The following is a 26,409-nucleotide window of genomic DNA, read 5'->3' as shown; positions in this document are numbered from 1 at the left end:
TGATTCCGTCATTAGATTTATCAGAGTCATCAATAATAGCAGCGTAAAAAAGTGACGTTACGAAGAGGGAATAACATTGTTTCGCCAAAAGTGTTTTCATCTGTTGATTCTGCAAGGCAGGGAATATCTATGAGTGCCGCATCGAAAGAGACGGGAGAAGCTTCAAAAGGGTTTGCATCTATTGCAGCACGCTTCAAAGCATCCCCAAAAATCCCATTAATGATTGCTGGCGCCGCAGCGATTGCCGTCGTTGTCGCCCTACTTCTTTGGCTACGCAGTCCGGATTATCGTGTATTGTTAAGCAATCTCAGCGCAAAAGATGGCGGTGATATTGTCAGCCAATTAACCCAAATGAACGTACCGTATCAAATTGCGGATAACGGCAGTGCAATTTTAGTACCCGCCGAAAAAGTTCATGAACTTCGTCTGAAATTGGCACAATCAGGATTACCTAAAGGTGGCAATACAGGCTTTGAACTATTAGATAAAGAGCAGTTTGGGATTAGCCAATTTAGTGAGCAAGTTAACTATCAACGTGCATTAGAAGGTGAATTATCGCGCACGATTGAATCACTCAGTCCTGTTCAAAATGCACGAGTGCATTTAGCTATCCCCAAACCGACATTATTTGTCCGTGAACAGAAACTCCCCACCGCTTCGGTGACCGTCGGCTTATTGCCCGGACGCATGCTAGACGAAGGACAAATCACGGCAATTGTCCATATGGTATCAAGCAGTGTCTCTGGCCTAACGGCGGCTAACGTGACCATCGTTGATCAAACGGGTCGCTTGCTCACAAATAATGATAATAGCCAACAATCTGCCAACAATGCGCAAATTAAAATGACCAAAGAGATGGAATCCCATCTAAAACAGCGCATTGAAGACATCATTTCGCCTTTAGTGGGGCGCGCTAATGTGCATGCCCAAGTCACGGCACAAATGGATTTTTCGAAGGTTGAACAAACCTCCGAAGAGTATAAGCCTAATCAAACGCCAAATAGCGCAGCCGTACGCTCTCGCCAAAATAGCCAAAGCTCGCAAAACAATACCAGTGGTGTAGGTGGTGTGCCAGGTGCGCTATCTAATCAGCCACCAAGTGCGCCAAGTGCCCCTATTTCTACCGATAATAAAGGTGCAAATTCGGCACAAAATAGCCCTTCTAATAATGGCTCTAGCCTTTCACAAAGTGATGAAACCACAAACTACGAAGTCGATCGCAAAATTAGCCATACCCAACGTCAAATTGGCGTTATCGACAGACTATCCGTAGCTGTGATCATCAACTATTTACCGCAAGATGGTGAAGATGGCACACAACAGATGAAACCATTATCACCAGAAATGATGCAGCAAATTGAGTCGTTAACCCGTGAAGCGATGGGCTATTCCAGCACACGCGGCGATTCACTGAGTATCACTAACTCATTGTTTACCAACGATACTGTCGTTGAAGAACAACCATCCATGCTTGAAAACCCTCAATTTATCGCTCAAGTGTTGGATTACGGCAAAATCATCTTGATAGCCATCATTGCTTGGTTGATGTGGCGTTTCGGCGTCAAACCACAATGGGTGAAATATCGTCAAACTCAACAAGCCCAATCGGCGGCAGAAGTGTTTGTGGCGGCTCAGCCTAAAACCCCTCTCGTGGTTGATGAAGAAATTAATGAAGATATGGACGAGCAAACCCGTCGTCGCTTAACTCGCCAACGTGTGAGTGCAGAGATCCAAAGTCAGCGTATTCGTGAAATGGCTGAAAAAGATCCACAAGTCGTGGCAATGGTTATCCGTCAGTGGTTAGGAAAAGCACAATAATGTTAAGTGGAACCGAAAAAAGTGCCGTGATGCTAATGACTCTCGGCGAAGATCAGGCCGCTGAGGTCTTTAAGCATTTGAACCCAAAAGAAGTGCAGCAACTAAGTATGGCTGTTTCAAACATGCGCCAAATCTCTAACAATGAGTTAGCAGAAGTGCTCACTGAGTTTGAAGAATCGGCGATTCAATTTGCGGCATTAAATATCAATACCAATGATTATCTCCGTTCGGTACTGGTTAAAGCGCTGGGTGAAGAGCGCGCAGCTAGCCTACTTGAAGATATTTTCGATAAGCAAGAGAGCACATCAGGTATTGAAAGTCTTAACTATATGGAGCCACAAACTGTGGCCGATATTATTCGTGATGAGCATCCACAAATTATCGCAACCATATTAGTTCACCTTAAGCGTAACCTTGCGGCCGATGTTTTAGAGCTGTTCGAAGAGCGTCAACGCAATGACATTATGTTGCGTATCGCAACCTTTGGTGGTGTGCAACCTGCTGCTTTAGCAGAACTGACGGAAGTCCTCAATAATCTGCTTGATGGACAAAATCTCAAACGCAGCAAAATGGGTGGCGTAAGAACAGCGGCTGAAATTATTAACTTAATGAAAAATCAGCAAGAAGAAAGCGTTATCAACGCAATGCGCGATTACGATGGTGAATTGGCACAACGCATTATTGATGAAATGTTCCTATTTGAAAACCTTATCGAAGTCGACAATCGCAGTATTCAACGCATCCTACAAGAGATCTCCAACGACTCTCTGGTTATTGCGCTCAAAGGCTGCAATCAAGCTCTACGCGACCACTTCCTCAACAATATGGCTGTTCGTGCGGCTGAAATTGTGCGCGATGATTTGGAATCCCGTTCACCAGTACGCATGTCTCAAGTGGAAAACGAGCAGAAAGCTATTCTTATGGTTGTCCGTCGCCTAGCAGAAAAAGGCGAGATCACCATCGGTGGTGGAGACGATGTCTATGTCTAAATCCCCGATTAATCCAGAAGCATGGCAACCTTGGCAGTTGCGCGAACTGAATCAATGGGATCTCAACGCCTCCGGTGTCTCTTCACCGGAGGAACTCCCTGAGCCAACCAAACCAGCAGTACCATGTCTTGAACCCCAAGAGGTACTCGAACAAATTAATATTCTTGATAACTTAAAAGAAGAAGCTCAACGAACAGGTTTCCAACAAGGTTATGAGCTAGGTAAAAAAGAAGGCTATCAAGCTGGTTTTGAGCAAGGCCAACGCGAAGGTGCAGAGCAAGGCCGCCAGCAAGCACTGGCTCAAGAGCAACCAATTATTGATACATGGCAAAAGCTGCTATCTGAATTTCATTATTCATTAGATAGTTTCGATACGGTGATCACCACTAAGCTTTTACAAATTGCTTTAACTGCCGCAAAACAAGTGCTCGGTCAATCCACCATTTGTGATGGAACGGCCTTGCTGGAAGAGATCAGCCATTTGTTACAGCAAAAACCGCTGTTTTCTGGGCAACCTGAACTACACGTCAACCCAGCTCACACAGCATTGATCGAGCAACATTTAGGCTCGCTGCTGAATTTGAATGGCTGGCGCTTAGTTGGCGATCCGAAGCTGCATCTTGGTGGTTGTCGTGTCGTCGCTGAAGATGGCGAAATCGATATGACAGTGGCAACACGCTGGCAAGAGCTATGCCGCCTCTACGCGCCGGAGACACTCTCATGACCGTACGAATGAGTCGCTGGATTGCTGCACTTGAAGGTTTTGAATCCCGAATGAAAGGGATCCCAATGATACGCCGCTATGGACGACTGACAAAAATAACCGGGTTAGTCATGGAGGCAGAAGGGATCAAGATGCCATTAGGCGCCACCTGCTTTGTCGAACGAGCCATTAACGATCGCCATGACGAAGTGGTTTGCGAAGTTGTCGGTTTTAATGGCCCACGCATGCTATTGATGCCACTTGCTGACCTAGAAGGGATTGCGCCGGGCGCGCGCGTCTATGCACAAACTAACGGTGATGATGGACAAACCAGTCGTTTGTTGCCATTAGGGGATGAACTATTAGGACGCATTCTTGATGCGCAAGGTACACCGCTCGATGGAAAAGGCCCATTAGACGCCAAGCAACGGGCGCCATTGATCACGCCTCCTATTAACCCATTAGAACGCACGCCTATCCATAGTGTTTTGGATGTGGGCGTACGTGCCATTAACGCCTTACTGACCGTTGGGCGAGGCCAACGCATGGGGCTATTTGCAGGTTCAGGGGTCGGAAAAAGTGTTTTACTCGGCATGATGGCGCGTTTCACTCAGGCTGACATTATTGTGGTTGGCTTGATTGGTGAGCGTGGTCGTGAGGTCAAAGATTTTATCGAAAATATTTTAGGGGCCGAGGGCTTAAAACGTGCCGTTGTGGTTGCGGCACCTGCCGATGTCTCGCCACTATTACGTATGCAAGGGGCTTCTTATGCGACACGGATTGCCGAGTACTTCCGTGACCTAGGAAAAAACGTATTGCTGATCATGGATTCCCTCACCCGTTACAGTATGGCTCAACGAGAAATTGCCTTAGCCATCGGTGAACCTCCTGCAACAAAAGGTTATCCACCTTCTGTTTTTGCCAAATTACCTGCATTAGTCGAACGGGCAGGTAACGGCAAAAATGGTGGCTCTATTACCGCTTTTTATACCGTATTAACCGAAGGGGATGACCAACAGGATCCTATCGCAGATTCTGCCCGCGCCATTCTCGATGGGCATATCGTGCTATCAAGATCACTGGCGGAATCAGGCCACTATCCGGCTATCGATATTGAGGCATCAATCAGCCGAGCGATGACAGAGTTAATTGATAAACAACATTATCGCCAAATCCAACGCTTCAAGCAGCTCACCTCCAGTTATCAACGCAACCGCGATCTGATTAATGTGGGTGCGTATGCAACAGGCAGTGATCCGCTGTTAGATATGGCAATCCAATATTACCCCCGTATGTCGAAGTTTTTACAACAAGACATTGATGAGCGCTGCGATTATCAAAGTGCTTGCGAACAATTGGTGCATGCTGTTCCAAATGAGTAATGAGGGTTAAATGAGTAAAAACAATGCGTTAGATACATTATTGAGTTTAGCCGTTGAGGCCTCTGAAGAAGCCGCAAAGGTGTTGGCCCAAGTTCGACAAACGCAGGTACAAATGACTCAACAACTCAATATGTTAGAGAACTATCAGGCTGAATATCGACAAAAATTAAACCAAACACTGCACAGTGGGATAGATGCTGATAAATGGCAAAACTACCAGCAGTTTTTAGTCACATTAGAACTCACCATTGAGCAACAGCAGCAACAGCTTTCATTATGGGAGCAACGTGTTAGCGAAGCTAACCGCCATTGGCAAGAAAAACAGCAACGCGTCAATGCATTCGACACTTTAATTCAACGTGCTGAGCAAACTAAAAACCAACGTTTAAACCGCCTAGAGCAAAAGCAGATGGATGAATATGCTCAGCGCGCAATGTTACGGAGAAATCAATAAATGGACGTCAATAATACAGGCTCTCCAGCCATTACGGCAGCAAATGGCGCTAAAAACGGCCATACGCAGCCAAATCAATCACGTGCTGATGATAACCAAGAGGCGGTGGTGCCTTTTCAAGCCGCGTTGGAAAGCCAGCAACCCACGCCACAAAAAGCGTCTACGTCTGAACCAACGATGGACAAGCAGGCTAATCAAAAGCCTACAAGTGCTGATGAGCGTTTAACAACCAAAGCCCATGAGCCATCCACGGGAAAAGAAAAGGAACAAGCAGAGCAGGCAATTGAGCAACTAAATTATAGCCGCCACTTACGCAACGGTAGCGAGCAACCTGCTTTACAATCGCAATTATTGGCACAATCAGACGCTGTTGAGCAAGTGTGGTTAGCTAACCTGAAAAATGCCGTTGATCAGCAAACCCTGTCGTCAGCAACAACAAAATTTGCTGATGATCAGCGAGCGGCTTTAGTGCCATTTGCCCAAAAAACTCAACCTTTAAATGACTCGTTGGTGGCGATGGCAACAATGGATGAGCCAATTGACCTAAGTGCTCAAATGCAATTAGCCGGCGAAGAAGAATCGCCATCATTAGGGGCTTTCATTAAAAATGAGCGAGAGCCGCGTAAAGATCAACCACTTTTCTCACTCAATGAAGGCCGCGAGAGCTTAACCAAAAACTTATCCTCAGACTTTATGCCATTAAATAAAAAACTGGCGGATAAAGAGGCACCAAGCTCCATCGTACCTACCTTTGCGACGGCAGATAACGGCGCCCTAATTAAAGGGGCATTTACCCCGACAACGGGCAGTGATGCCATTCAAATGGCACCTTCATCACCCACTCAAACTGTCAGCTTAACGCCGCTGCCTAACAGTTCTCAAATAATTTCGACGAATGTGCCCGTTATCCCCATGCAGCCGGGAGTACCATTAGGCAGTGAAGCCTGGCAACAGCAATTGAACCAACATATGCTGTTTTTCTCACGCCAAGGAGTCTCACATGCACAAATTCGCTTACATCCGGAAGAGCTTGGCTCGTTAAATGTTCACCTACGCATTGAAGATAACCAAGCCGTTATGCATTTTGTGTCGCCTCACAGTCAAGTACGTGCCGCGATGGAAACCATGATGCCAATCTTACGTAATGCGTTACAAGAAAGTGGCATCCATTTGGCTCAAGGCTCGGTTGGGCAAGATAACTTTAGTGGTCAATCGAATGCGGATACGCACTCAGAGCAAGGTCACGAAAAAAATCTGTATGGCGGACAAACGCTTAGCAGCGTGACAAGTACTGAGATGGCGGCAGTGTCACCGACGACTTCCACCATTCGCACACGAGGTGGGATCGATACATTCGCTTAATTTTTAAACGAGAGGTGGTGATTTCGTAATTAAAGCGCCGAGTTACCCCCTTTTTGTTTCGTTTTTCCCCCCTTTAGTCTGGCTCAATCAAGCCATAATGCTAAAGATAACAAAGTAAAAAACCCCGAGGTGGGTTTGGTCTTCATAAATAGGAATTTTGCTAACATGTCGTCTTCAAGCAATACATCTAAGAATTCAAACAAAGGGTTGCTCGTGCTGTTCGCCCTTCTCGCCATTGCCGGTGCGGGTTTTGGTGGTTATACATGGTGGACAACGCAACAGACGGCAAATTCAGTTAATGAGGAAGAGAAATCACCTAAGCTATCCCAACCTATTTTTATGGATTTAGAACCTTTTACCGTCAACCTTCCGGGGCTGAACGAATCCCCCGATCGGGTTCTGTATATCAATATCACGTTACGATTAGCAAATGAGAAATCACGCAAGCAACTACATGATTTTCTACCTGAAGTCCGTAGCCGTTTGTTGTTATTGCTATCAGAGCAGAAGCCGAAAGCACTCAGTACTCATGACGGTAAATTGCAATTAATGCAAGCCATTAAAAAAACTTTGTCTCCAACTGTGATCCCCGGCGAAAACGATCAGGAGATCACCGACGTGTTATTTACGACATTTATTTTGCGGTAATTCAGATGAGCGATAATATTTTATCTCAGGCTGAAATCGATGCGTTGCTCAATGATGACGCACCATCGTCAAATGAATCAGCGACACAACCTAAAGACAAAGAGCAGGTTCGCCCTTACGACCCGAATACCCAACGTCGTGTTATTCGGGAGCGGATGCAATCACTCGAAATTATTAACGAGCGGTTTGCACGCCAATTCCGTATGGGGTTGTTTAATATGTTACGCCGTAGCCCTGACATTACTGTTGGTGGCATAAAAATCGAGCCTTATCATGAATTTGCTCGTAACTTACCTGTTCCTACAAACTTGAACCTTATTCATATGCCACCGTTACGCGGCACGGCATTATTCACATTCGAACCTGCGCTGGTGTATATCGCGGTCGATAACTTATTCGGTGGCGATGGACGTTTTCCTGTTCGCTCAGAAGGCAAGGAATTTACCAATACCGAGCAGCGCATTATTCATCGTATGCTGAAATTGGCATTAAGCGCTTACCGTGATGCTTGGAGGCCTATCGCTGATATTGATGTGGAATATGTTCGTTCCGAAATGCAGGTGAAGTTTACCAATATTACGACATCGCCTAATGACATCGTGGTCACGACACCTTTCTTAGTCGAGATAGGAAATACCATTGGTGAATTCAGTATCTGTATCCCTATTGCCATGATTGAACCGTTACGTGAACGGTTGATTAACCCACCTGTGGAGCAAGGACATCAAGAAAATGAAGCTTGGGTGAGTAATTTAGTCACCCAAGTCAAGCGCTCAGAGTTAGAGCTAGTCGCAAATTTTGTCGATATTCCACTGCGGATATCTCGCTTACTGCAATTGCAAAAAGGGGATGTTATCCCTATTGAGAAGCCAGATCGCCTCATCGTTAGTGTTGATGGCGTGCCTGTGTTGACCAGTCAATACGGAACCCAAAATGGCCAATATGCATTGCGTGTAGAACATTTGATTAACCCTGTTTTAAACACTCTAGATGAGGAAAGTACCAATGAGTGAGGCGAAGAATTCTCCTGATGCATCAACCAATCACGACAGTGAGGACTTATGGGCTGAGGCACTGGAGCAACAAAAGAAAGCGGAATCCGCCTCTGCCGGTGCACAGGCGTTTGCAAATCTTGATGGGCAAAATGCACTCAATCAGCTTTCTGATATCAATCTTATTATGGATATCCCCGTTCGCCTCTCTGTCGAACTGGGGCGCACAAAAATGACGATTAAAAAGCTATTAAGTTTGTCACAAGGCTCTGTCGTTTCTCTCGATGGATTAGCCGGTGAGCCATTGGATATTCTCATTAATGGTTACTTAATTGCACAAGGTGAAGTTGTAGTCGTTTCTGATAATTACGGTATCCGTATCACGGACATCATTACACCTTCAGAGCGTATGCGCCGTTTAAGTCGTTAATAAGACAGCGGAGACTAGACTGAAATGAAAACAACACCTTTTATCAGCCAGACCGAACAACCTAGCAGCCAAATATCCCCTGCGATTAGCAATAGCGATAGTTTAGTGCAAGTTTCAGGGGCGTTAGGTGGCATCATTTTGTTGATATTGGCCGGTGCTTGGCTAGTGAAAAAACTTGGTTTTGCGCCTAGAAATTTAGGTAAACCCTCATTAATAAAAGTCAAATCGAGTTGCTCACTAGGCAATAAAGAGCGTGTTGTTGTGGTTGAAATGAATAACGAATGGCTGGTGCTTGGTGTCACGGCACAATCTGTTAATTTACTCCATCAATGCCCAGCTAAAAATGAAACTGCACTCACTTCAGTGACTGAGCCACTCACATTTCAGTCTATCCTAAAGAAAAAACAAGATGCCGCCAACCATGCGGCTTCAAATCTCTCTAATTATAACTAACTGGAAGCGCTCATGTTTTCTGTGAAATCCCCAGCAATGATCGCTTCGTTATTATTGATGCTGCCTATGCAAGCTCTAGCATCATTACCGCCTGTAATCAGTCGAACATTACCCGATGGTGGGCAAAGTTGGTCGTTACCTGTCCAAACCTTACTTTTTCTAACATTGCTGGGTTTTATCCCTGCACTGTTATTGATGATGACAAGTTTTACGCGCATTATCATTGTGCTAGGCTTGCTGCGTAATGCGCTTGGAACCCCTTCTGCACCACCAAACCAAGTATTATTAGGCCTTGCGTTATTTCTCACATTTTTTGTGATGTCGCCTGTTGCCGACCAAGCCTATCGTGAAGCTTATCAGCCATTTAGTGAAGATAAAATCAGTTTAGAAACCGCTTTAGAACGCGGCACAGCCCCCTTTCGTACTTTTATGTTAGGGCAAACTCGAGAAAGTGATTTGGCCCTTTTTGCACGCATTGCCAAAGTCGGTGAGATCCAAGAGGCAAAAGATGTTCCAATGCGGATTTTAGTACCTGCATTTATCACTAGCGAACTAAAAACCGCATTCCAAATTGGTTTCACTATTTTCATTCCATTTCTGATCATTGACTTAGTGGTTGCCAGTGTCTTGATGGCGCTTGGGATGATGATGGTGCCACCCGCCACTGTCTCTTTACCGTTCAAATTAATGCTTTTTGTTCTGGTTGATGGATGGCAATTATTACTTGGCTCTTTATCACAAAGCTTTTTTAATTAAGGGATCACAATGACACCCGAATCGGTTATGGCACTGGGCACTGAAGCAATGAAAATTGCCTTAATGTTAGCGGCCCCACTATTATTGGCGGCACTCGTTGCAGGGTTGACGATCAGTTTGTTGCAGGCTGCAACCCAAGTGAATGAGATGACGCTGTCATTTATCCCTAAAATTTTGTCGGTCATCGCGGTAATTATTATTGCAGGGCCTTGGATGCTCAACCTATTACTGGATTATATGCGTACGCTATTCAGTAATCTGCCCTTTATTATTGGCTAATCATGTTAACGATTACCAGTGAGACACTCACACTCTGGTTAAGCCAAGGTTTCTATCCTTTTATACGCCTTTTAGCGCTGTTTGGTACAGCGCCCTTTTTTAATGAAAAGCAATCCATTACTAAGGTACGAGTTATCTTAGCGTTTTTTATAATCTTAATAGTTTCTCCGCAACTTCCTGTCGTTAACATTCCCTTATTTTCAGCGATGGGGTTATGGGTCATCGTACAACAGATCGTGATTGGCGTGGCTATTGGACTGACCATGCAGATGGCATTTGCGGCTGTGCGCCATGCCGGTGAAGTGATTGGTTTACAGATGGGGTTATCTTTTGCAACGTTCTTCGACCCAACCGGTGGGCCAAATATGCCTATTTTGGGGCGTATTCTAAATTTAATTATGTTGCTGCTTTTTCTCTCATTTGATGGGCATTTATGGTTAATTTATATTCTTATTCACTCATTTGAATTGATCCCAATTCAAGTTTCCCCTCTTAGTCGAGATGGCTTTTGGTCATTGGCTCAATTTGCGAGTAGCATTTTTATTAATGGATTGATGTTGGCATTACCATTTATCACGCTGTTTCTGATACTTAACCTTGCTCTCGGTATTCTTAACCGAATGACTCCGCAGTTATCGGTGTTTGTGGTCGGTTTTCCACTGACTCTAACTATCGGTATCAGTATGCTTGGGTTAATTATTTCGATTCTTCCTCGTTACAGTGAACGACTGATTCATCAAGCTTTTGAGCAGCTATCCTTGATGTTTGGGTTACTTGGAGGGTGATTCAGAAGATGCGAATTATTGAAATATTCATGGTCATAAATAATTAAGTAGGATAGAAACATCCTACTTATGTTCTTTTATTGAGTTATCAAAAAATACATTTTCAAAAGAATGATAACATTATCCGCAATAACATCTCTTTTAAATAAAATATTATAAAAATTTCAATCATCATAATTATCCCTCGTTTTATACACTGCACCAGACAAGGGAAAATAGTAACAGTAAAATTACCGAGGTATTATTCACAAAAAACAACACACAGAGATAAAAATCATAATTGAATTTTAACTAGTCTTAAATACTATTAAGACAATAAAAATCTAATAATGGTTATTCTAAAAGCTGCTCATATAGCAGTGAACATATATAAATAACAGTAAAATTACCGATTTCTAAGCTGACCTATGTCAGTAACTATGTTATTCCCCAATAATTCAACCTAAGCATCAAAATGTATATTTATGGCTATCTCAGTCTATTCTCTAATTTAGTATTAAAAACAAAAAAGTAAAATCTTTATTTAAAAAAAACTCATCAGAGAATTATCATAATTTGTTAATCTATATTTAGGATATATTTAATTTTCAAACCACCTATACAACAATATAGGTAGCCTACTGACTTGTAATCAAAAAAAGTGAAGCGACAGCGTCTCCTTGTCTCCGAGGTCAGTTATCGATGATGGATTTTTAGCCCATTAACTTAGCTAAGCCTGATTAGGTTGGGCTTCTTTTGACGGTACATAAAATATCCCTAGTCCATTGATTGATGCTCTTATCAGGTACACGTTGTAATCTTTCGATACTACGGCGTGATTCAGAGATAGAGCCGAAAAACGCTAATGGCAATATTGAGGTGTTTCGAGTTAATTCGAAAAAAGAGCTCTGCTTAAAAGGTGGAATTTTGCCCTATCCTATTTATGAGCGGCTGTCCGAGGTTGACCAAGGGGCTATTGTTGATAATAAACGCTTAGGCCGCACATTAGAATTGATAAAATTGGTTCAGGATAAATGGTAATACGCGTTCTCAAGGTGTTCCTCCGGATAATGGGCCATCTAACGGACGGAAAAGAAGCCTAAACGCATACTCAATCATGATGATATACTTGAAGCCTTAACTCAACTTCAAACTCGCACTGAGGAAATATTTGTTTTATTTCAGTAGGATGCTTATCTCAGAACTCAATTGATAATCGTTATCAAATTGGTCATAAAGATGAAGTCTAAGTGATTGGGGCTAACTAATATGGTTCTTTTCGTGAGCAAAGTACCTCATATAAACCAGTTGTATTTACAAAGTCGATTAATAAATCCTCGCCTTTATTATCGGTGACTTTGGACGAAAATAAAGAATTAGAAGCTACCTTTGTATTTTATAGAACAAGCCAAAATGGTCACCTTGAAAAATATATAAAATCAAGTTGATGTTTCATTTTTCTAAGCTGCCTATACGGCAGTGAACGGTGTTGCCGCCGCTCGCTTCTTTGGCAATATTTTCTAAGCTGCCTATACGGCAGTGAACCTGGCAAAACGTAAAAATCACCCCACACAAGATTTCTAAGCTGCCTATGCGGCAGTGAACCACATACCGGTGTGGGTAATATCATTATTGCATTTCTAAGCTGCCTATGCGGCAGTGAACATGAAATTATTGGTAACTGGATTTGGATCAGTTTTCTAAGCTGCCTATGCGGCAGTGAACCATACTCCAGCTCAATCCCGTCATAACCACTCTTTCTAAGCTGCCTATACGGCAGTGAACTACAACGCTGTGCAAGACTTCTAGTTGCAATCTTTCTAAGCTGCCTATGCGGCAGTGAACACAACAGAACAACAATAATCACCCCTGAATCATTTCTAAGCTGCCTATGCGGCAGTGAACATATCTAATATCCATTATGTAGTTCGGTAACGTTTCTAAGCTGCCTATGCGGCAGTGAACGGCTGTTATCGATTCAAGTTAGCAGAAAAGGATTTCTAAGCTGCCTATACGGCAGTGAACTTTTTCATTTCTTCTCAAGCCGCATGGTTACTTTTCTAAGCTGCCTATACGGCAGTGAACATTAAGAGACCTACGAACCAGCTTTAGGCAAATTTCTAAGCTGCCTATACGGCAGTGAACTATAGCGTATCAAATAAAAAATAAGTCACAACAAACAGTTAAAGCTATTTTTATCAAAATACCTTCTTTTTTACAGTCTGCTGCAACTTATTGTTTTTATGTTTAATTTTTAAAGAGCAAAAAAACAAGGGTAAAAAAGGTCAAAAATGCGGAACGGTGGCAACCTCTTCGCCTTTCCCCATAGACTGACTTAATCCATAACAATTAAACGTGCCTGCCTTTGCTTCCTTCGCAGCAACACACCGAATAAAGAGTGGAAATGGACGATGCCCATCGCCTTCTGTTTTAGACTTTGTTTGCTGACTTTCCATCCAAATAAAAGGTAAACGACTACGCGTTTGAGGCTCTTTTATTGCTCTTAAACAGACCTCAATAGGCTGCCCTGATTTTACTGAATACAGTTGAGCTTTCTTATACCTATCCAGTTCAAGACGCTTTGCACCTTTTACATGTTGACGCACATAACTAATTGGCGTGGCATGCTCTGGCACCGCTTGAATCGACTTAATATGCACATAATCCGCTAGTCTCATTAGCCAGTGACTGATATTTAACTGAGTCAGCGTTTTTTCAGTCTTTGCGAGCAAACGCAATTTTTTTCCTAACCGGAAGCCAACACTTCCATATTCAGGAAATGCAACCGCAACTTCGCTATCACCGGCCTCAGACTTATTTTCTACCAACGCAATATGTATTTGCTGATAGACCTTTTGCCATAAAAAGTCCAACGGTATCGTCGAATCAGGCAGTAATGTGATCTCCTGATAATAGTCCATAGTTCACCTTATTTGTCACTTTCCCCAAAGACACCACCACGCACCAAGACCGCCATAACATAGTGTTCATCTTCGAGTCGTGCCAATTTTTCACCACGAGCCCATTTATCAAAATGCGTATAAAAGTCCTGTTTATCGCTAGGAGTTCGATATGCACGACCAAGGTTAGTCACGGCTCCATAAGGTTCAATAGCAATTGCCCCCGCACTATTAACTTCATCGTTATAATCAGGATACCAAGTATCGATAGAGCGTAGAGCATTGCCTATTTTTTGTGAATGCATCGCCGCGTGACCGTTCACATGATAAAGGATCTTACTTTTATCACCTTTACCTTTATCCAATACCAACTCTTCACTAGGATAAACTTCCTGAGACTGCCCGAGTTGGGCATAGGTGGTAATTTCAAGAAGTAGTGCCCCTTCACTGTTTGCCAGTGCAGCAGCAATTTTAGCGCCTAACTCATTCACTTTATCATCTTGCTTTTCAAAACTACGAATGCTGTATTGTGTCGCATCAAATGTCCATTGCTGCTCTTGCCCTTTATTTAATACTTTCACTTCAACTTCAATTTTTTCAGCGCCCACGCGGTTGCGCCATAAGAAGCGTGCATTAGCAATATTATGCGCATAACGGCGACCAAGCTCACGGAAACCTTCCCTAGCAATATATTCTTTTGCCGCTTTAGTATAACTTTCTTTAAAAGAGGCATTATTACAAGCAGATGGCGTCTCTACACCCCCCAAAATTTTGAGTGTAAATTGATGCTTTAACGTATCTTGTTGAGTGCCTAATGCACAAGCATCAACTGTTTGTAAGTTGGCTTTTTCTACTTCAGCGTTCAATTTTAATGGGTCGTTTTTAACTGGACCTTTTAAACGATTTGAAATGGTACCTCGGACTGACTTTTCTTGTAGCACGAGCGGTGTACATTGTGATTTATGATCCCAACTCGTACCATAAAAATAACCATCTGAAGGAACTAATTTTTTTTCAAATGCCAGTACTGATGCTACATCATTATTCTTCGCCATTGTTACTCTCCGCTCGTAAAATATTTTGATTCAACTTGTTGGCATAAATAGAGACTATTTTCTAAGTTATTACTGTATTTCCATAATATTTCATTGGGATGGCCTATCTTATTGACCATGACAAATTGACCAAGCGTCACAAGACTTTCCGCAAACCGATGGGGAACGTTTGGGTCTCGTTGATTTTTAGCCTGACCTAATGGGGAAATACCTTGGTAACCTGTCGCTATTGGTACAATCCAGCCCGCTGTTTTACGCTGAACTTTCCACTCATAGTGTTTATTTTTTGATTCATTTTGACTGTCTACTTCAACGCATTGATTATGGACAGTCACATAGTCTAAAAGCGCATCCATGGCATCTTGACCATCTTCCATTGCAGATACCATTAAGTCTCTACGCTCAATCAAAGCGTAGCCGGGCATTAAACTATTGAATAAGCTACGTCTATATTTCCCCATATCATCATTGGCAGGCAAATAATGCATCTGAGGCAGATCCACAGACAAAATATCGCCACCAGCCAGTTTCATCATTGGGATTAGCTCATAAATCCAGTCAACGATTGATTTATCCGTTAACACATTACCGTACTCATCATTTCTATCTGAAAATTCAATCAGTAATGAAACGTCTAAATGACACCGGGCTTCTTCAATAAACGCTGAACGGTTACCCTCTTTATCGAGTGGGTTACCCGTACCGACGATTGAACTTACAAAATCACTAGGACCTTTATACGTTTGTAAATTACATTCGTGGCTGATAACCGCGATTGACTCGAGTTGTAATTCTAAAAAGCCTATCTTTCTTAATTTAAGCTCTAGCGCATGCATAAACCCTAGCCATGCTGTCATGGCAGGAAAACCGATAGTGAATGGACTTGATAGTGCATTAGCATTATGTACTTTCAGATGTGAGAGCTTTATTAGATTCATTGAATTGTTCATCTCAATAATTCCTTATATCTCGCAACAACATCAACAATGGCATTAAATTCATCGTTACCTAAAAATAATGCTTTTTTGCCATTAACTACCTTATAGCCTGCAATAAATTGACGAGCAATTTCTGGAATTAATATTTCGAGCCAGTCATCCGTATTATCTCGTTGTTCTTGATTATCTGGAAATAACCATGTTTTTTGATAGTTGGAAATCTTATTTGGTAATGTGATATTTTCCTGTTCCAAAGCACGGCGAACTTTCCACATCATGACGATAATATAATCCACATATTCTTGAATTCGGTTATCTCGGTATTCAATAAAGCGGTTACCTCGTTTATCTTTCGGTAAGTTAATTAATCCATGGAAAGCTTGAAATGTTTCCTTGGTGTGCCATGGATTTATCGCATCAGTAAAAAAATTCGTTTTTGGTAAACGTGTTTCTCGAATATTCAACACTGGGGGCAAAGAAAGCAATAAATGGGCTTTCCCTGCATTTTGATTATTTAAAACTGAAATATTTTGTGGTTTAGTGCCACCAAAACCAATGGTTGTGAGCCCATAAATCTCTTTAAAACCTACCTCGCTATATTCCCCTTTACGTTTTAGATCACGTAATGTCTTAGTCTGTTCAGAAAAACGAATATCATCAATGCGGCGGCGCATTTCAAACAACAATCCTGAAGGGGTTAAAATAGACAATAAGTGATAGTCTTCGTCATCAAGCCACACCGGAAAATAGACTTGTTTGATTTTTGAACTCGTCACCACCGAATCATCCGTTGCGCTCATTGCCAAAAAACCATTTCTTATCTCTTGATAAGACTCGTTATTCAGAGTTAATAACGTTTTTGCAAGTTGCGTTTCCGCTTCAATATGCGCTAATAACGTTGCCCCATCTTGCATCTGTAATGTAAGAAATTTATAGACATCTAATGCCGCTGCATTACCTAATGCATCAGGCTCTACAGCAACATTGCTTGAGCGTAAAAAGCCATCATTCGCTTGCTTTGCATTAGCGATAATTGCACTAACATAGCCATTTTTATTTTTACGTGCGCTAGGATGGCTAAAGGTACACGGGTGAGTCGAAAGCGATATTTGCCCTGCTCGTTTTGCCGCATTCGGTAACCATTGCGATAAAGCAAAAGTATCTTCACACTGTTGCTCTATTTGATGCACTTCTGCTTCACTCATAGAAGCTTTTAGATTCTTTTTAAGCCAGCCTTCTTTGCGCTCAGCAAAAAAGGCTTCTATTGCTGGATCTAACATATTTTGGCCCTTGTGACTTAACTTATCTATTAATCTAGCTTATACACAGATAGCTCCCCACTTATCTCAAGCTATATCCTATTTCCCCATCTGATAAACATCACGTTCAAAAATAAGTAGAAATACTCCTTTTTTGCTAAGTGATGCAAACTACCTTTTTATTGGGTATACCCCCATCTGGTCATCATAACGATATCCATCATGTACATTTAAACATTTTAAAAACGTTATCTCGCCATAAAACCGTGAAAGTGAAGTGATTTGCTCTGCTTCCTCTGTCTGGGATTCGAGAGATTTCGCATAATCCCGAACTAACCAAAGCCTCTTTTTCATTGACTCAGGGAACTCTATGAAATGAATTCCATTCTGAGCCCCCACATTAACCCAACCATTTTCGCGATGATATTCACTAAATTGCATTTCCCCTCTTGGTAAGATTTCCAACACCAATCGAAAAGAAGGGGCGCCGCTACGAAAAGATGCTATCTGTTGAGATATTGCTGTCATCCACCAATTACCATGGGTATAACCCCAAATATGAGATGCTGCATTACTGGGTATTGTTTGATGATTTGAACGTCGAGTGGTTCTTCTTGATGATGTTGCTGAATTTTCTGCCCGTTTAGGCGGGAAAATATGCTCAATTTTAAATGTATACTTTATCGCTGCATGCTCTAAACAGGCCAAATTAGTGTGTTTTTTACTTTCATAATTTGCTTGCTTTTGTATTCGAGGGATCGCATCAACTGATTTGTTCAATTGTTGTTCATCAACCAGTTCGTAAAGATCATGAGTCGATAACCCTAAATTAATATATCTATTTTCATAGCCGGGTCGAGAAAATGGATTATCATTGCCTTCTTCAAACCCTTTTAAGTTGTATTGCAATAACGCCATATTAGGTTGTGCCACTTCCCCTTCTCGATGACGACGAACACGCCCAGCGATTTGAATAATAGAACGCCAGGATGAAGGCTCTACCACCGCCCAATCAAAATCATGATCGCGCCCTACTTCTTCTACTGGTGTAGCAACTAGAATAAATATCAGATGCTTAGCTTTCCCCTCTGCACTGACTTGTGCGAGATGTTGGCGAATGATCGCATCATTTAGCGCATCAGGTTCCTCTCCTGATTTTTCCTTACGTTTTAAAACACTATCTAAATGTTGTTCCTGTTCATGCCGTAGCAATAGAACTTGCTGGCTATGGTAAGCCATAGTGCGGATCTCAACCTCATCTGGGCACTCGCACTCAAGTAAGAAACGCGTTAGATCAATACAAGGTAAAATATTGGCAACACGGATTACGCCAAATGAAACTTGGATACCCGTGCGTTTATCAAGAAAAGCATGGTAATGATGTTGGGTTAATACAGCATTGAGGATGTGATTAAAATAACATTGCTGACTCTCTTGCGTATTATCCTTTGGTGTAGGAACTATTAATGCCTTACGGCGTGCAGGTTGCTGCCCTAACACCTTGGCTCTTTTATCAATAAACTTGCCATGGTACTGCTGATAAAAGTAAGGGGTATTTTCATCATTAGCCACAAGCGTAGCAGCTAGCGTTGAAGATTTACATTTCTCTTTTACGGGGTCATATTCCCCCTCATCAATCCACATACAACCAATCTCTAAAGACTGTTGACGGCTTTTTGCATGAACATGCCACCCAGATTGATAAGCATGAAAGTAAGCCAAAGCAGTATCTGGGGTTATTGTAGCGGAAGAGATCATCACTTTACGCCCAAGTAACCCAACCATATGGATCAGACGCGCGATGGCTGCCGAGTCAGCCTCAATAAAGTCATCGACCTCATCAATCACAAGATCTGAAGACATTAAACGTAAACAAGGCAGAATATAACGGCCGCCACGAATGGTTTCAGTAGCCCCTATAATATGGTCGATAGTACAAGCTAATACAGGAGCATAGAGTAAAGCCCTATCTTTCTCCCTTGTCAGTACGGTGGATAATACTTCTTCTGGCAGAATACCTGACCATTTATTCTCATCCCATCTGAGCATTTCTTCATTTTCATCAAATAACATTTCTTGTGATTCAGAGCCAGTTTGGTGAGGCTTCAAATCATTTGATTCGCTATTAGTCTGGTGTGAAGAGGTATCATTCGAGGCTTCTGATGCATTTTCATTCTCTTTTGCATTCTGATGCAGTTGAGCCACCGCTTTAGAGCCAATTAAAACCGCAAGATCCCTTTCGCCTAGCCCAATCTTGTTTTGATCTTTATACTCATCCCCTGTTTGTAACGTTAATGTGCGTAACCCTAACGCTAAAATATAACGTAGACTCTGCTTATCTTCAGATAATGCTTGCATGATTTTGGCATTAGCCCGCGTTTTACCGCAGCCAGTACTCGCCATATTGACAATAAAATAACCTTTAATGTCATCATTACGCTCTTTGCGGTATTGATAAATTGAATTAACCGCATCTTCTTGCCAACTAAATTTCCCTGTGCTGTTTTTATCATATGCAAGCTTTGGAACATCACTAGCAAACGGCGGTTCACTTTCAAAATAAGGTAATGTTTCTGAAATATCTCGAGCAGTTTCAGCGACCTTGACGAGATGTTCATCAAGTTTCTGTTTAAATGTAACTTGCGGAATATTGTTAATATTGCGGATTTTGTGTGTGTTGGCATAAAGTGCAATATCACTGTGCCATTGTGGGTCATTCCCTTGAGATGAGTAATTATGATCTCCTAGCATTAAGCAAAGGCGAGCATAGTGAGCGATAACTCGCCAACTCCCATCTGCCATTGCTTGTTGGAACAAAGGGAGTTGATTTTTTAAATCAGTTGCCGCTTGTTGAACCGCTTGGACCCACGCTTTGGAGTTACTCAATAAGCCATTAGGGAATTCAAAACACATCTTGATGCGTTGTTGAAATTGAGCATCGTCATTCCCGTTTCTATAGCCCCAACTTTGTTTTATCTTAGCCAATAATTGAGTATGCAAATTAATGGCTTTGTCCTGCCAATTACAAAGCTCTTGCTCATCTAAGAAAGGTAACTTATGGTGAGTTAAAATTAGCCAAGTCAACAACGCTGCCGCATCGGGTAATTCAGCGAGTGGATTTGATGCTAAACAATTATCGTTTACGCATTGCTGTAGCTGTGATTCATCCCATTCTTGGTGAATGAGCGCATCAAGCCATTTTTCCTCACTCCCTTCCGCTGAATGGATTTTAACCAATGAACTAAACAATATTGAGGACACCCACTCATGCCGAACAGGGTCACCTTTAAAAGGCATTTTAACGGCTGGATTCAGCTTATCCTGAAATAAGCGGGATGCTTTCCCCCAGTCATGGAATAAGGCTGCTAACCTAGCAACAGCGGCAATTAAAGAGAGATATTTCCAATCATTTTCAAACTCGCTGCCTAAAAATGATTTTTCAGTACGGTTCACCGGAACATGCCCCTGTGAATTAAATTTATTGCGATTCCCGACGACCCATAAGAGTTGAGAGCGTGATCGAGAGCGTATCCAATGACAGCTTACAGCAGTATTGCGACTGGCGCTTTGCCTCAGCATTTTTTTGACTGTTTGTAAGCCGTCTTCAGTGATGAGGGTTTGCCATGTGTTATCACCAATACGGTTAGCAAATGCATCCAATACACGTCGTGTTCTTTTTAGTGCATGTTTTTCACATTGCGAAACAAAAGTGACCATCATAATTTAGGCTCCTGAATTTGTTGCTCTGAGCCGGTTTGTAACGCAATCGTTTTAACGGTATCAAAAAGAAAGTCTAAGGCGTGATTATCGATGAAAGATTGTAAGATTTGCTGGCGGAACTCTTGCTCTGAGGCTCCCTCTTTAGCGCAAATAAAGGACCAAGGGAGAACGATGGCATCTTTAATTAAATCTGCGACATCAAATACCAGCGCGCCGCGTCGGGTTTTGCCATGCATAACCGCAAAACCGTGAGGGATCCCGAGTACCCATAAGCAACTCGCTGCCAAACCATATGCCAAATAATTACCGTGGTTTAAAAAGGCATTCGCTTTATCCATGGCTTGATGTTGACGTGTGAAATTTTTTTGCCCCGTGTTATTTGCTGCATATTTATAAAGTGCCTTCGTTAATTGGGCTTCTGTGAGTAATAGCGTCTGAGGGTCATCCGCCGCCTCAGTTCGTGTATGAAAGGTTTCTAAGGCATTTTGGATCAACGTATCATTATAAATAAACCCTTCATTCTGCAATTCTCGGGAGCTTTGCCAAGTCTTCTGTAAATAGCTGATGCGAGATCGTTGTAACGTTTTAGCGGCAGCTAAACGCTTTTTATCATCGAACCAAAAACGCATCCAACCTTGCAAATATTCGGTTGGCCGATATTCACTTTGTGGTGTTAACCATTCTACTTCCGTTGACATATATAAAGGTGTGCCACCGCCACCACAAAAACCAACCAGTACCCCAGCCTGTGAAAGCATTCTCATCGCAGCTTGAGTAATAGAGGTGCCAGTGCCTAATAGCAAAACTGTTGTATTCGCAATGGGAATATTGAAATAGAGGTTTTCATTTTTCGCTTCGGTGAAGTAGAGAACTCGACCATCTTTTTGCATAACGCGGCAATGCTCTAAATAGTACATATTAGCGCGCTTGGAATGAAGGATAGTTTTTAAATCAGCGGGAGAAAAGTCATCCATGTTGAATTAGCCTTCCATTGACTTGGTTAAATCATATGACTATTTAAATACAGTTTAACTTAAGTGTTGTCTATAGCTATTCATTGTTTGTAAAGAGTACATGGTGATTTTGGGAAGCTGATCGCAAAGCGTTTTATCAAAAATAACTTATTGCTTGTTTTAGCGTTATATCATTGTACGAACGATGATGACTATCAGGCGATGGGGATTCAGTTAAGCCGAAGTATTGATAATGCAAATGTCAGTCCAATCATCTTTTTTACGGGTAAAAATCAACGGTTGTTAGGTGATGTTTCGATGCTAAAACCGCTTGAGGAAAAGGTGAGCTGACGTTCGTTCTATCTATTATTTTATCCGATTCATGTATAACGGATAGAATCATAGTATTACGAACCTACAACTATAATACTTTCAATATCAATGCCGCTCATTTTCTGGAAGAAAATAAATAACATAAGGCTCCGCCCTCTGGCTATTTTCTTCGGCTGAACGCTCATCAGGAGAAAAACAAAAGCCTACCGCCCTCGTTTGACTCGGTTGGTCAAATCGTTTCTTGCCACAAAACAAGTTTGTGCCTTTTAGCGATTTCGCATCGTTTTACCTGTTAGTTTGCATGATGTTAAAAGCGTACTCAGAATCCCGCAAAACCGTTCTAAACTTTCAACGTATATTTGGATGTTTTATAGGGTGAACTGAAGTTTTAGAGGCTAACTTCATATTTTATCGAACAAGTCAGAATGGCTAGCTTGAAAGCATTATGGGGTAAAACTTACAGGAGTATCATTGGTTGATATCTCAGACATATTTCCGGATTCAATAAAAGATAATGACTCTATATGCCATATCAACGAATTCAAATGAAATATGAGTCGATATCACGACGCCATTTAATAGCGAATACATCAAAAGATATATATATTACTTACACATATCTTTTGATATCACATACTCTGTTGGTGCAAATATAGAGTTTTTATAACACTCAGTATAACCTTTTGATGTTAAATTAAATTTGATTTCAAAAGAAAAGAATAAACTAACAAAAACGCCAATTATAACTATACCAGCTAAATAGTTAGCCGCTTTTATAATTTTTTTTGTTGGCTTTTTTTTAAACGCCAAAATAAATCCAAAATATGAAAAATATAAGACTATTGGTGCTCCAAAGCCGAATAGTCCCGTTAAAAACGAAAATAATATTCTATCTTTCATTAAAAAGTAATCAAGATAATGAGATGCTGATACATAAATTCCGTATAATGCCAATAAAAACAATACAATAGAAGATATTAACAACTTTATGTCCGGATTAGAAACCACGACTGCGTAACCCCCAAGTAGTGAACATTTGTTGTGGATGCCCTAATGGTACAGGTTTATTTGGCCTTTTAGATTTCAAAGCTTTAATAATTGACTCACTGATACCAAATTCATCATCCAGTTTATATAAAGCATATGAAATCAATGCACCTGTTACAATACCTCCTGTCACTGCCGTTGTTATTTAAGCAGCGATAGCGAATTTTGTCATATCCATGATTACTGTCCACTCCCCATTAATTAAGACACACCAATTTAGAGTTTTCTAACTGTTTACGATATACCTCTGGAGGGAGGTGATTTAAGCTTTCGTGCGTTCAATTTTGGTTATAATCTTATTGCCAAAACCACACCATTTCACGTAGTTGGCTTAATGACCCAAATAAATATGCATTTAGAAATTCACGGCGGAATGAGCCATTAAAACGTTCGATAAGGCCATTTTGTTGTGGCTTACCGGGTTGAATATGACATAGCTCAATTCGATTATTTGCACAATAATTCAATAGCGTCGCTGAAATCAGTTCAGGGCCATTATCGACTCGGAGCTGTTTCGATAACCCTCTTTCTGCTTTTAAACCTTCAAGCACCCTGATGACGCGCTCAGCCGATAATAAAGTATCAACCTCAATCGCTAAACATTCACGCGTTCCTTCGTCAATAATATTGAGTGTTCTGAAACGGTTACCACAAGATAAACTATCATGCATAAAATCCAATGCCCAATGAATATTCGGTGTTTTCTCAATTATTAGTGGTCTTTTTTCACGTACTGGTAGCACTTTTTTAATTCGACGTTTTAGATTTAATCCTAATCGACAATAAACGCGATAAACTCGTTTATGATTAAAAGGATAGCTTTGAAAGCTCAGTCGGAAATGGTATTTACAGAAACCTGATTGAGGTGATTTCACTAAAATCGCTTGTATGGCATCAATCACCACACTGTCTTTTTTATGCCAATCTAACGGCTGACGATAAAAAGTAGCTCGTGACAATGATGTCAGCTTGCACGCTTTAATGACTGAGCGCAGGACTTTTTCTCAGCCACTATCAACCCTTTTTTGTAAAGAGTTCCTTCATTGCATGATTTTCAAGGCTGACTTCTGCAAACATTTTTTGAGTTTTGTACTTTCTTCTTCAAGCTCTTTTAATCGTTTAGCTTCATTAGTTTCCATGCCGCCATACTTTGTCATGAATGTTATCTATCTCGGTATTGATTTGGCTAAAAATGTTTTTCAACTTTGTGGATTAAATCAGTCGGGTAAACCGGTTTATAAAAAACGCCCTGATCGTAAAACATTGCTACAGACCGTCGCGAATATTCCGGCTTGCCTGATTGGTGTGGAAGCCTCCACAGGCGCATTTTACTGGCAGCGTGAGTTAGAAAAACTGGGACATAAGGTAAAAGTGAGCAGTCCCCAGTATGTAAAACCCTTTGTCCGCGGGCACAAAAATGACGGTAATGATGCACAGGCTATCGCAATTGCTCTGATGCAGCCAACAATGCAGTTCGTTCCCCCAAAAAGTCCGGAACAGCAGGATATTCAGGCCTTGCACCGGGCAAGACAGCGTATTGTTAATCACCGTACTGCGACAGTTTGTCAAATCAGAGGACTACTGCTTGACCGTGGAATAACAATCGGTACGGCAGTCTCAAGGGTTCGTCACGCTATTCCGCTGATTCTGGAGGACACAGAAAATGGTCTTAGTACCAGAATGCGCAGGACGATAACAGAACTCTATGATCTTTTTAACGATCTTGGTCGTCGTATAAACTTTTTTGATAAAAAAATTGATACTGTTTTCCGACAATCTGAAGCCTGTCAGCGGATTGCCAAAGTTAAAGGTATTGGCCCTAAAACAGCAACTGCAGTTGTTGCTGCGATTGGCAAAGGAACTGAATTCAAAAATGGTCGTCATTTCACTGCCTAGTTAGGACTTGTACCAAGACAGCACTCCAGTGGCGACAAATGTCTTCCACTTTCATCCCTGAACCAGCGAGTTTTGAGATATTAATAATTTGAGTTTCAGTAAAATGAGCTTTTTTCATCATGACCTCTGCAATTTTTAGGGCAGAAAATCTAATTATAGCTGTCTCATTTTAGGGGAAGTGGACAAGTACTTTATGGTTACTATCAAGATCCGCTTTAACGAAAATAAGAAAAACCAGTTACCAATCAGCACATTAGAAGCATTGAAAAATGAAGTAACAAAAAGATTAAGCGCTAAGTATTCTGATCTTAGGGTCGATATTAACTGGGGTACTCAAGATAATATATCTATTGATGGTCTTGGGTAGAATGAGAAGAAAACGTATATTGAAGAAACGCTGGAAGAGATATTCAATGATGGTGATTGGCTTCCTGAAACCCAAGAAGCCAAAGTGGAATATTTTAATAAGTAATATCTTAAATATTCAACCTAATTGTTTACAGATAATTACTCAATCCCTATACTTCTTGACTCTTTACTCTCAAATTTCAGTTAAAGATTAACTAATGAATTGGTATTTGGAAGTTATAAAAAATAATTATGCCAACTTTAATGGTAGAGCTAGACGTAAAGAATATTGGATATTTAGTTTAATCAATTTCATAATCATTATCCCTTTGTATCTTGTAGTTTTAGCCTCTACAAACGACTATACTGGAGATATAAATGGTTTGGGGATCGTAGCTCTAGTCCTCCTGATGATTTATTGCGTAGCTATTTTAATACCTAGCCTTGCAGTAACTGTTAGGCGCTTACATGACATAGATAAGTCAGGTTGGTGGTATTTGCTCACATTTATACCTTTTGGTGGTCTTGTCATTTTTGTGTTTACATGCCTTGATGGAACCTCAGGTAACAACCGATTTGGCTCAAACCCTAAAGAATAAATATACACATGCGCCAACTACTCAAGATGGCGCATTAATTTTTATTGTCCTCTATCTGTGATGCAGCTTCAAGCTTAGCATCTCTCTTTGCTGCTTCTTTTGCTAATCGCTCTGCTTCTGCTTGTCGCTGATTGTAGATTAAATTACTTGGCATTTCGACAAGCATATCAATCCAACGTGAATCAGGAACGTCGCAGGTTCGTAGTTTTCGTAGTAAATTGACTTACTTTCTTCATCAATTTGCTTAATGCGTTTGTTTTGGAAACGTTCATTTCTAAGCTGCCTATACGGCAGTGAACGAGGATGTCGATTTAAAGCTAGGAGCTGATTG

Annotated in this window: 23 protein-coding genes, 3 pseudogenes and 1 CRISPR repeat array; of the genes and pseudogenes, 17 read left to right on the top strand and 9 right to left on the bottom strand. The window is 41.4% G+C overall.

Annotation, left to right across the window (positions count from 1 at the left end):
• Positions 1–129 precede the first annotated feature (129 nt).
• The 14 genes and pseudogenes from fliF to PSF11_RS14675 form a co-directional block, all read left to right on the top strand.
• Positions 130–1,818, top strand: coding sequence for a flagellar basal-body MS-ring/collar protein FliF (gene fliF / locus PSF11_RS14745; RefSeq protein WP_004918690.1), 1,689 nt, complete (start codon positions 130–132; stop codon positions 1,816–1,818).
• The gene (gene fliG / locus PSF11_RS14740; RefSeq protein WP_036944176.1) at positions 1,815–2,807 is read left to right on the top strand and encodes a flagellar motor switch protein FliG; all 993 of its coding nucleotides are present in this window, start codon (positions 1,815–1,817) and stop codon (positions 2,805–2,807) included. Before fliF ends, fliG begins: the two co-directional genes overlap by 4 nt.
• Positions 2,800–3,531 carry a flagellar assembly protein FliH gene (gene fliH / locus PSF11_RS14735; RefSeq protein ID WP_004918683.1) on the top strand — a complete coding sequence of 244 codons (732 nt, stop codon included), beginning with the start codon at positions 2,800–2,802 and terminating at the stop codon, positions 3,529–3,531. Before fliG ends, fliH begins: the two co-directional genes overlap by 8 nt.
• Entirely contained in the window at positions 3,528–4,892 is a 1,365-nt protein-coding gene (gene fliI, locus PSF11_RS14730) for a flagellar protein export ATPase FliI (RefSeq protein WP_004918680.1), read from the top strand. The genes fliH and fliI overlap by 4 nt, the downstream gene beginning before the upstream one ends.
• A 10-nt stretch (positions 4,893–4,902) precedes the next feature.
• Entirely contained in the window at positions 4,903–5,346 is a 444-nt protein-coding gene (fliJ, locus tag PSF11_RS14725; protein ID WP_004918676.1) for a flagellar export protein FliJ, read from the top strand.
• Positions 5,347–6,708: a flagellar hook-length control protein FliK gene (locus PSF11_RS14720; protein WP_115113537.1), complete on the top strand. Its 1,362-nt coding sequence runs from the start codon at positions 5,347–5,349 to the stop codon at positions 6,706–6,708. It abuts the gene before it with no gap.
• A 165-nt stretch (positions 6,709–6,873) separates the two neighbouring features.
• Positions 6,874–7,356, top strand: a complete 483-nt coding sequence (gene fliL / locus PSF11_RS14715; protein WP_004918672.1) for a flagellar basal body-associated protein FliL — start codon at positions 6,874–6,876, stop codon at positions 7,354–7,356.
• A 5-nt stretch (positions 7,357–7,361) separates the two neighbouring features.
• Positions 7,362–8,369, top strand: a complete 1,008-nt coding sequence (fliM, locus tag PSF11_RS14710) for a flagellar motor switch protein FliM (RefSeq protein ID WP_004918669.1) — start codon at positions 7,362–7,364, stop codon at positions 8,367–8,369.
• Positions 8,362–8,778, top strand: coding sequence for a flagellar motor switch protein FliN (gene fliN / locus PSF11_RS14705; protein WP_004918665.1), 417 nt, complete (start codon positions 8,362–8,364; stop codon positions 8,776–8,778). Before fliM ends, fliN begins: the two co-directional genes overlap by 8 nt.
• A gap of 24 nt (positions 8,779–8,802) precedes the next feature.
• Positions 8,803–9,231: a flagellar biosynthetic protein FliO gene (fliO, locus tag PSF11_RS14700; RefSeq protein ID WP_004918662.1), complete on the top strand. Its 429-nt coding sequence runs from the start codon at positions 8,803–8,805 to the stop codon at positions 9,229–9,231.
• 12 nt (positions 9,232–9,243) lie between these two features.
• Positions 9,244–9,987 carry a flagellar type III secretion system pore protein FliP gene (gene fliP / locus PSF11_RS14695; RefSeq protein ID WP_014658072.1) on the top strand — a complete coding sequence of 248 codons (744 nt, stop codon included), beginning with the start codon at positions 9,244–9,246 and terminating at the stop codon, positions 9,985–9,987.
• A gap of 9 nt (positions 9,988–9,996) precedes the next feature.
• Entirely contained in the window at positions 9,997–10,266 is a 270-nt protein-coding gene (fliQ, locus tag PSF11_RS14690; protein WP_004918656.1) for a flagellar biosynthesis protein FliQ, read from the top strand.
• A 2-nt stretch (positions 10,267–10,268) separates the two neighbouring features.
• On the top strand, positions 10,269–11,051 hold the full coding sequence (gene fliR / locus PSF11_RS14685) for a flagellar biosynthetic protein FliR (RefSeq protein WP_004918654.1): 783 nt from the start codon (positions 10,269–10,271) through the stop codon (positions 11,049–11,051).
• 1,274 nt (positions 11,052–12,325) lie between these two features.
• Positions 12,326–12,478, top strand: a pseudogene (locus PSF11_RS14675) (type VI secretion system tube protein Hcp); the annotation flags it as partial.
• A 9-nt stretch (positions 12,479–12,487) separates the two neighbouring features.
• Positions 12,488–13,175: a CRISPR direct-repeat array (repeat unit 28 nt; unit sequence TTTCTAAGCTGCCTATACGGCAGTGAAC).
• 140 nt (positions 13,176–13,315) lie between these two features.
• On the opposite strand, the gene cas6f reads toward PSF11_RS14675, so the two are convergent.
• From cas6f to PSF11_RS14635, 8 genes and pseudogenes are all read right to left on the bottom strand, one after another.
• A complete protein-coding gene (gene cas6f, locus PSF11_RS14670; protein ID WP_072502177.1) occupies positions 13,316–13,951 on the bottom strand; it encodes a type I-F CRISPR-associated endoribonuclease Cas6/Csy4 in 636 nt (211 codons plus the stop codon).
• Positions 13,952–13,959: 8 nt separating this feature from the next.
• On the bottom strand, positions 13,960–14,985 hold the full coding sequence (csy3, locus tag PSF11_RS14665; protein ID WP_004918643.1) for a type I-F CRISPR-associated protein Csy3: 1,026 nt from the start codon (positions 14,983–14,985) through the stop codon (positions 13,960–13,962).
• Between the two features lie 2 nt (positions 14,986–14,987).
• Positions 14,988–15,935, bottom strand: a complete 948-nt coding sequence (csy2, locus tag PSF11_RS14660) for a type I-F CRISPR-associated protein Csy2 (RefSeq protein ID WP_060561350.1) — start codon at positions 15,933–15,935, stop codon at positions 14,988–14,990.
• Positions 15,932–17,203: a type I-F CRISPR-associated protein Csy1 gene (locus PSF11_RS14655; protein ID WP_004918641.1), complete on the bottom strand. Its 1,272-nt coding sequence runs from the start codon at positions 17,201–17,203 to the stop codon at positions 15,932–15,934. The genes csy2 and PSF11_RS14655 overlap by 4 nt, the downstream gene beginning before the upstream one ends.
• A gap of 150 nt (positions 17,204–17,353) precedes the next feature.
• Complete coding sequence (gene cas3f / locus PSF11_RS14650) at positions 17,354–20,902, bottom strand: type I-F CRISPR-associated helicase Cas3f (protein ID WP_272682834.1); 3,549 nt, start codon at positions 20,900–20,902, stop codon at positions 17,354–17,356.
• On the bottom strand, positions 20,899–21,876 hold the full coding sequence (gene cas1f, locus PSF11_RS14645) for a type I-F CRISPR-associated endonuclease Cas1f (RefSeq protein WP_004918636.1): 978 nt from the start codon (positions 21,874–21,876) through the stop codon (positions 20,899–20,901). Before cas1f ends, cas3f begins: the two co-directional genes overlap by 4 nt.
• Before the next feature lie 918 nt (positions 21,877–22,794).
• The gene (locus PSF11_RS14640; RefSeq protein WP_225829580.1) at positions 22,795–23,196 is read right to left on the bottom strand and encodes a DUF1240 domain-containing protein; all 402 of its coding nucleotides are present in this window, start codon (positions 23,194–23,196) and stop codon (positions 22,795–22,797) included.
• A gap of 236 nt (positions 23,197–23,432) precedes the next feature.
• Positions 23,433–24,389: pseudogene (locus PSF11_RS14635) on the bottom strand (IS3 family transposase); the annotation flags it as partial.
• A 1-nt stretch (position 24,390) separates the two neighbouring features.
• Between PSF11_RS14635 and PSF11_RS14630 the strand changes: the two are divergent.
• The 3 genes and pseudogenes from PSF11_RS14630 to PSF11_RS14620 form a co-directional block, all read left to right on the top strand.
• Positions 24,391–25,128, top strand: a pseudogene (locus PSF11_RS14630) (IS110 family transposase); the annotation flags it as partial.
• Positions 25,129–25,309: 181 nt separating this feature from the next.
• Positions 25,310–25,498 carry a DinI-like family protein gene (locus tag PSF11_RS14625; protein ID WP_234403019.1) on the top strand — a complete coding sequence of 63 codons (189 nt, stop codon included), beginning with the start codon at positions 25,310–25,312 and terminating at the stop codon, positions 25,496–25,498.
• A gap of 199 nt (positions 25,499–25,697) precedes the next feature.
• The gene (locus PSF11_RS14620) at positions 25,698–26,078 is read left to right on the top strand and encodes a DUF805 domain-containing protein (protein ID WP_072502173.1); all 381 of its coding nucleotides are present in this window, start codon (positions 25,698–25,700) and stop codon (positions 26,076–26,078) included.
• Between the two features lie 34 nt (positions 26,079–26,112).
• Here PSF11_RS14620 and PSF11_RS14615 read toward each other — a convergent pair whose 3' ends face one another.
• Positions 26,113–26,244, bottom strand: a complete 132-nt coding sequence (locus tag PSF11_RS14615) for a hypothetical protein (protein ID WP_256719919.1) — start codon at positions 26,242–26,244, stop codon at positions 26,113–26,115.
• Positions 26,245–26,409 lie beyond the last annotated feature (165 nt).

Origin of the sequence: Providencia sp. PROV119 (genome assembly GCF_028482435.1) — a bacterium.
Lineage (GTDB): Bacteria > Pseudomonadota > Gammaproteobacteria > Enterobacterales > Enterobacteriaceae > Providencia > Providencia stuartii.
The sequence above is the reverse complement of the archived record's forward strand: the minus strand, read 5'-3'. Positions and strand labels throughout refer to the sequence as shown.

Excerpts from the sequence above, each read along its gene's own strand:
- fliF (WP_004918690.1), top strand. The coding sequence starts at position 130 with ATGAGTGCCGCATCGAAAGAGACGGGAGAAGCTTCAAAAGGGTTTGCA.
- fliH (WP_004918683.1), top strand. The coding sequence starts at position 2,800 with ATGTCTAAATCCCCGATTAATCCAGAAGCATGGCAACCTTGGCAGTTG.
- fliI (WP_004918680.1), top strand. The coding sequence starts at position 3,528 with ATGACCGTACGAATGAGTCGCTGGATTGCTGCACTTGAAGGTTTTGAA.
- fliJ (WP_004918676.1), top strand. The coding sequence starts at position 4,903 with ATGAGTAAAAACAATGCGTTAGATACATTATTGAGTTTAGCCGTTGAG.
- PSF11_RS14720 (WP_115113537.1), top strand. The coding sequence starts at position 5,347 with ATGGACGTCAATAATACAGGCTCTCCAGCCATTACGGCAGCAAATGGC.
- fliL (WP_004918672.1), top strand. The coding sequence starts at position 6,874 with ATGTCGTCTTCAAGCAATACATCTAAGAATTCAAACAAAGGGTTGCTC.
- fliM (WP_004918669.1), top strand. The coding sequence starts at position 7,362 with ATGAGCGATAATATTTTATCTCAGGCTGAAATCGATGCGTTGCTCAAT.
- fliN (WP_004918665.1), top strand. The coding sequence starts at position 8,362 with ATGAGTGAGGCGAAGAATTCTCCTGATGCATCAACCAATCACGACAGT.
- fliO (WP_004918662.1), top strand. The coding sequence starts at position 8,803 with ATGAAAACAACACCTTTTATCAGCCAGACCGAACAACCTAGCAGCCAA.
- fliP (WP_014658072.1), top strand. The coding sequence starts at position 9,244 with ATGTTTTCTGTGAAATCCCCAGCAATGATCGCTTCGTTATTATTGATG.
- fliQ (WP_004918656.1), top strand. The coding sequence starts at position 9,997 with ATGACACCCGAATCGGTTATGGCACTGGGCACTGAAGCAATGAAAATT.
- fliR (WP_004918654.1), top strand. The coding sequence starts at position 10,269 with ATGTTAACGATTACCAGTGAGACACTCACACTCTGGTTAAGCCAAGGT.
- cas6f (WP_072502177.1), bottom strand. The coding sequence starts at position 13,951 with ATGGACTATTATCAGGAGATCACATTACTGCCTGATTCGACGATACCG.
- csy3 (WP_004918643.1), bottom strand. The coding sequence starts at position 14,985 with ATGGCGAAGAATAATGATGTAGCATCAGTACTGGCATTTGAAAAAAAA.
- csy2 (WP_060561350.1), bottom strand. The coding sequence starts at position 15,935 with ATGAACAATTCAATGAATCTAATAAAGCTCTCACATCTGAAAGTACAT.
- PSF11_RS14655 (WP_004918641.1), bottom strand. The coding sequence starts at position 17,203 with ATGTTAGATCCAGCAATAGAAGCCTTTTTTGCTGAGCGCAAAGAAGGC.
- cas3f (WP_272682834.1), bottom strand. The coding sequence starts at position 20,902 with ATGATGGTCACTTTTGTTTCGCAATGTGAAAAACATGCACTAAAAAGA.
- cas1f (WP_004918636.1), bottom strand. The coding sequence starts at position 21,876 with ATGGATGACTTTTCTCCCGCTGATTTAAAAACTATCCTTCATTCCAAG.
- PSF11_RS14620 (WP_072502173.1), top strand. The coding sequence starts at position 25,698 with ATGAATTGGTATTTGGAAGTTATAAAAAATAATTATGCCAACTTTAAT.
- PSF11_RS14615 (WP_256719919.1), bottom strand. The coding sequence starts at position 26,244 with ATGCTTGTCGAAATGCCAAGTAATTTAATCTACAATCAGCGACAAGCA.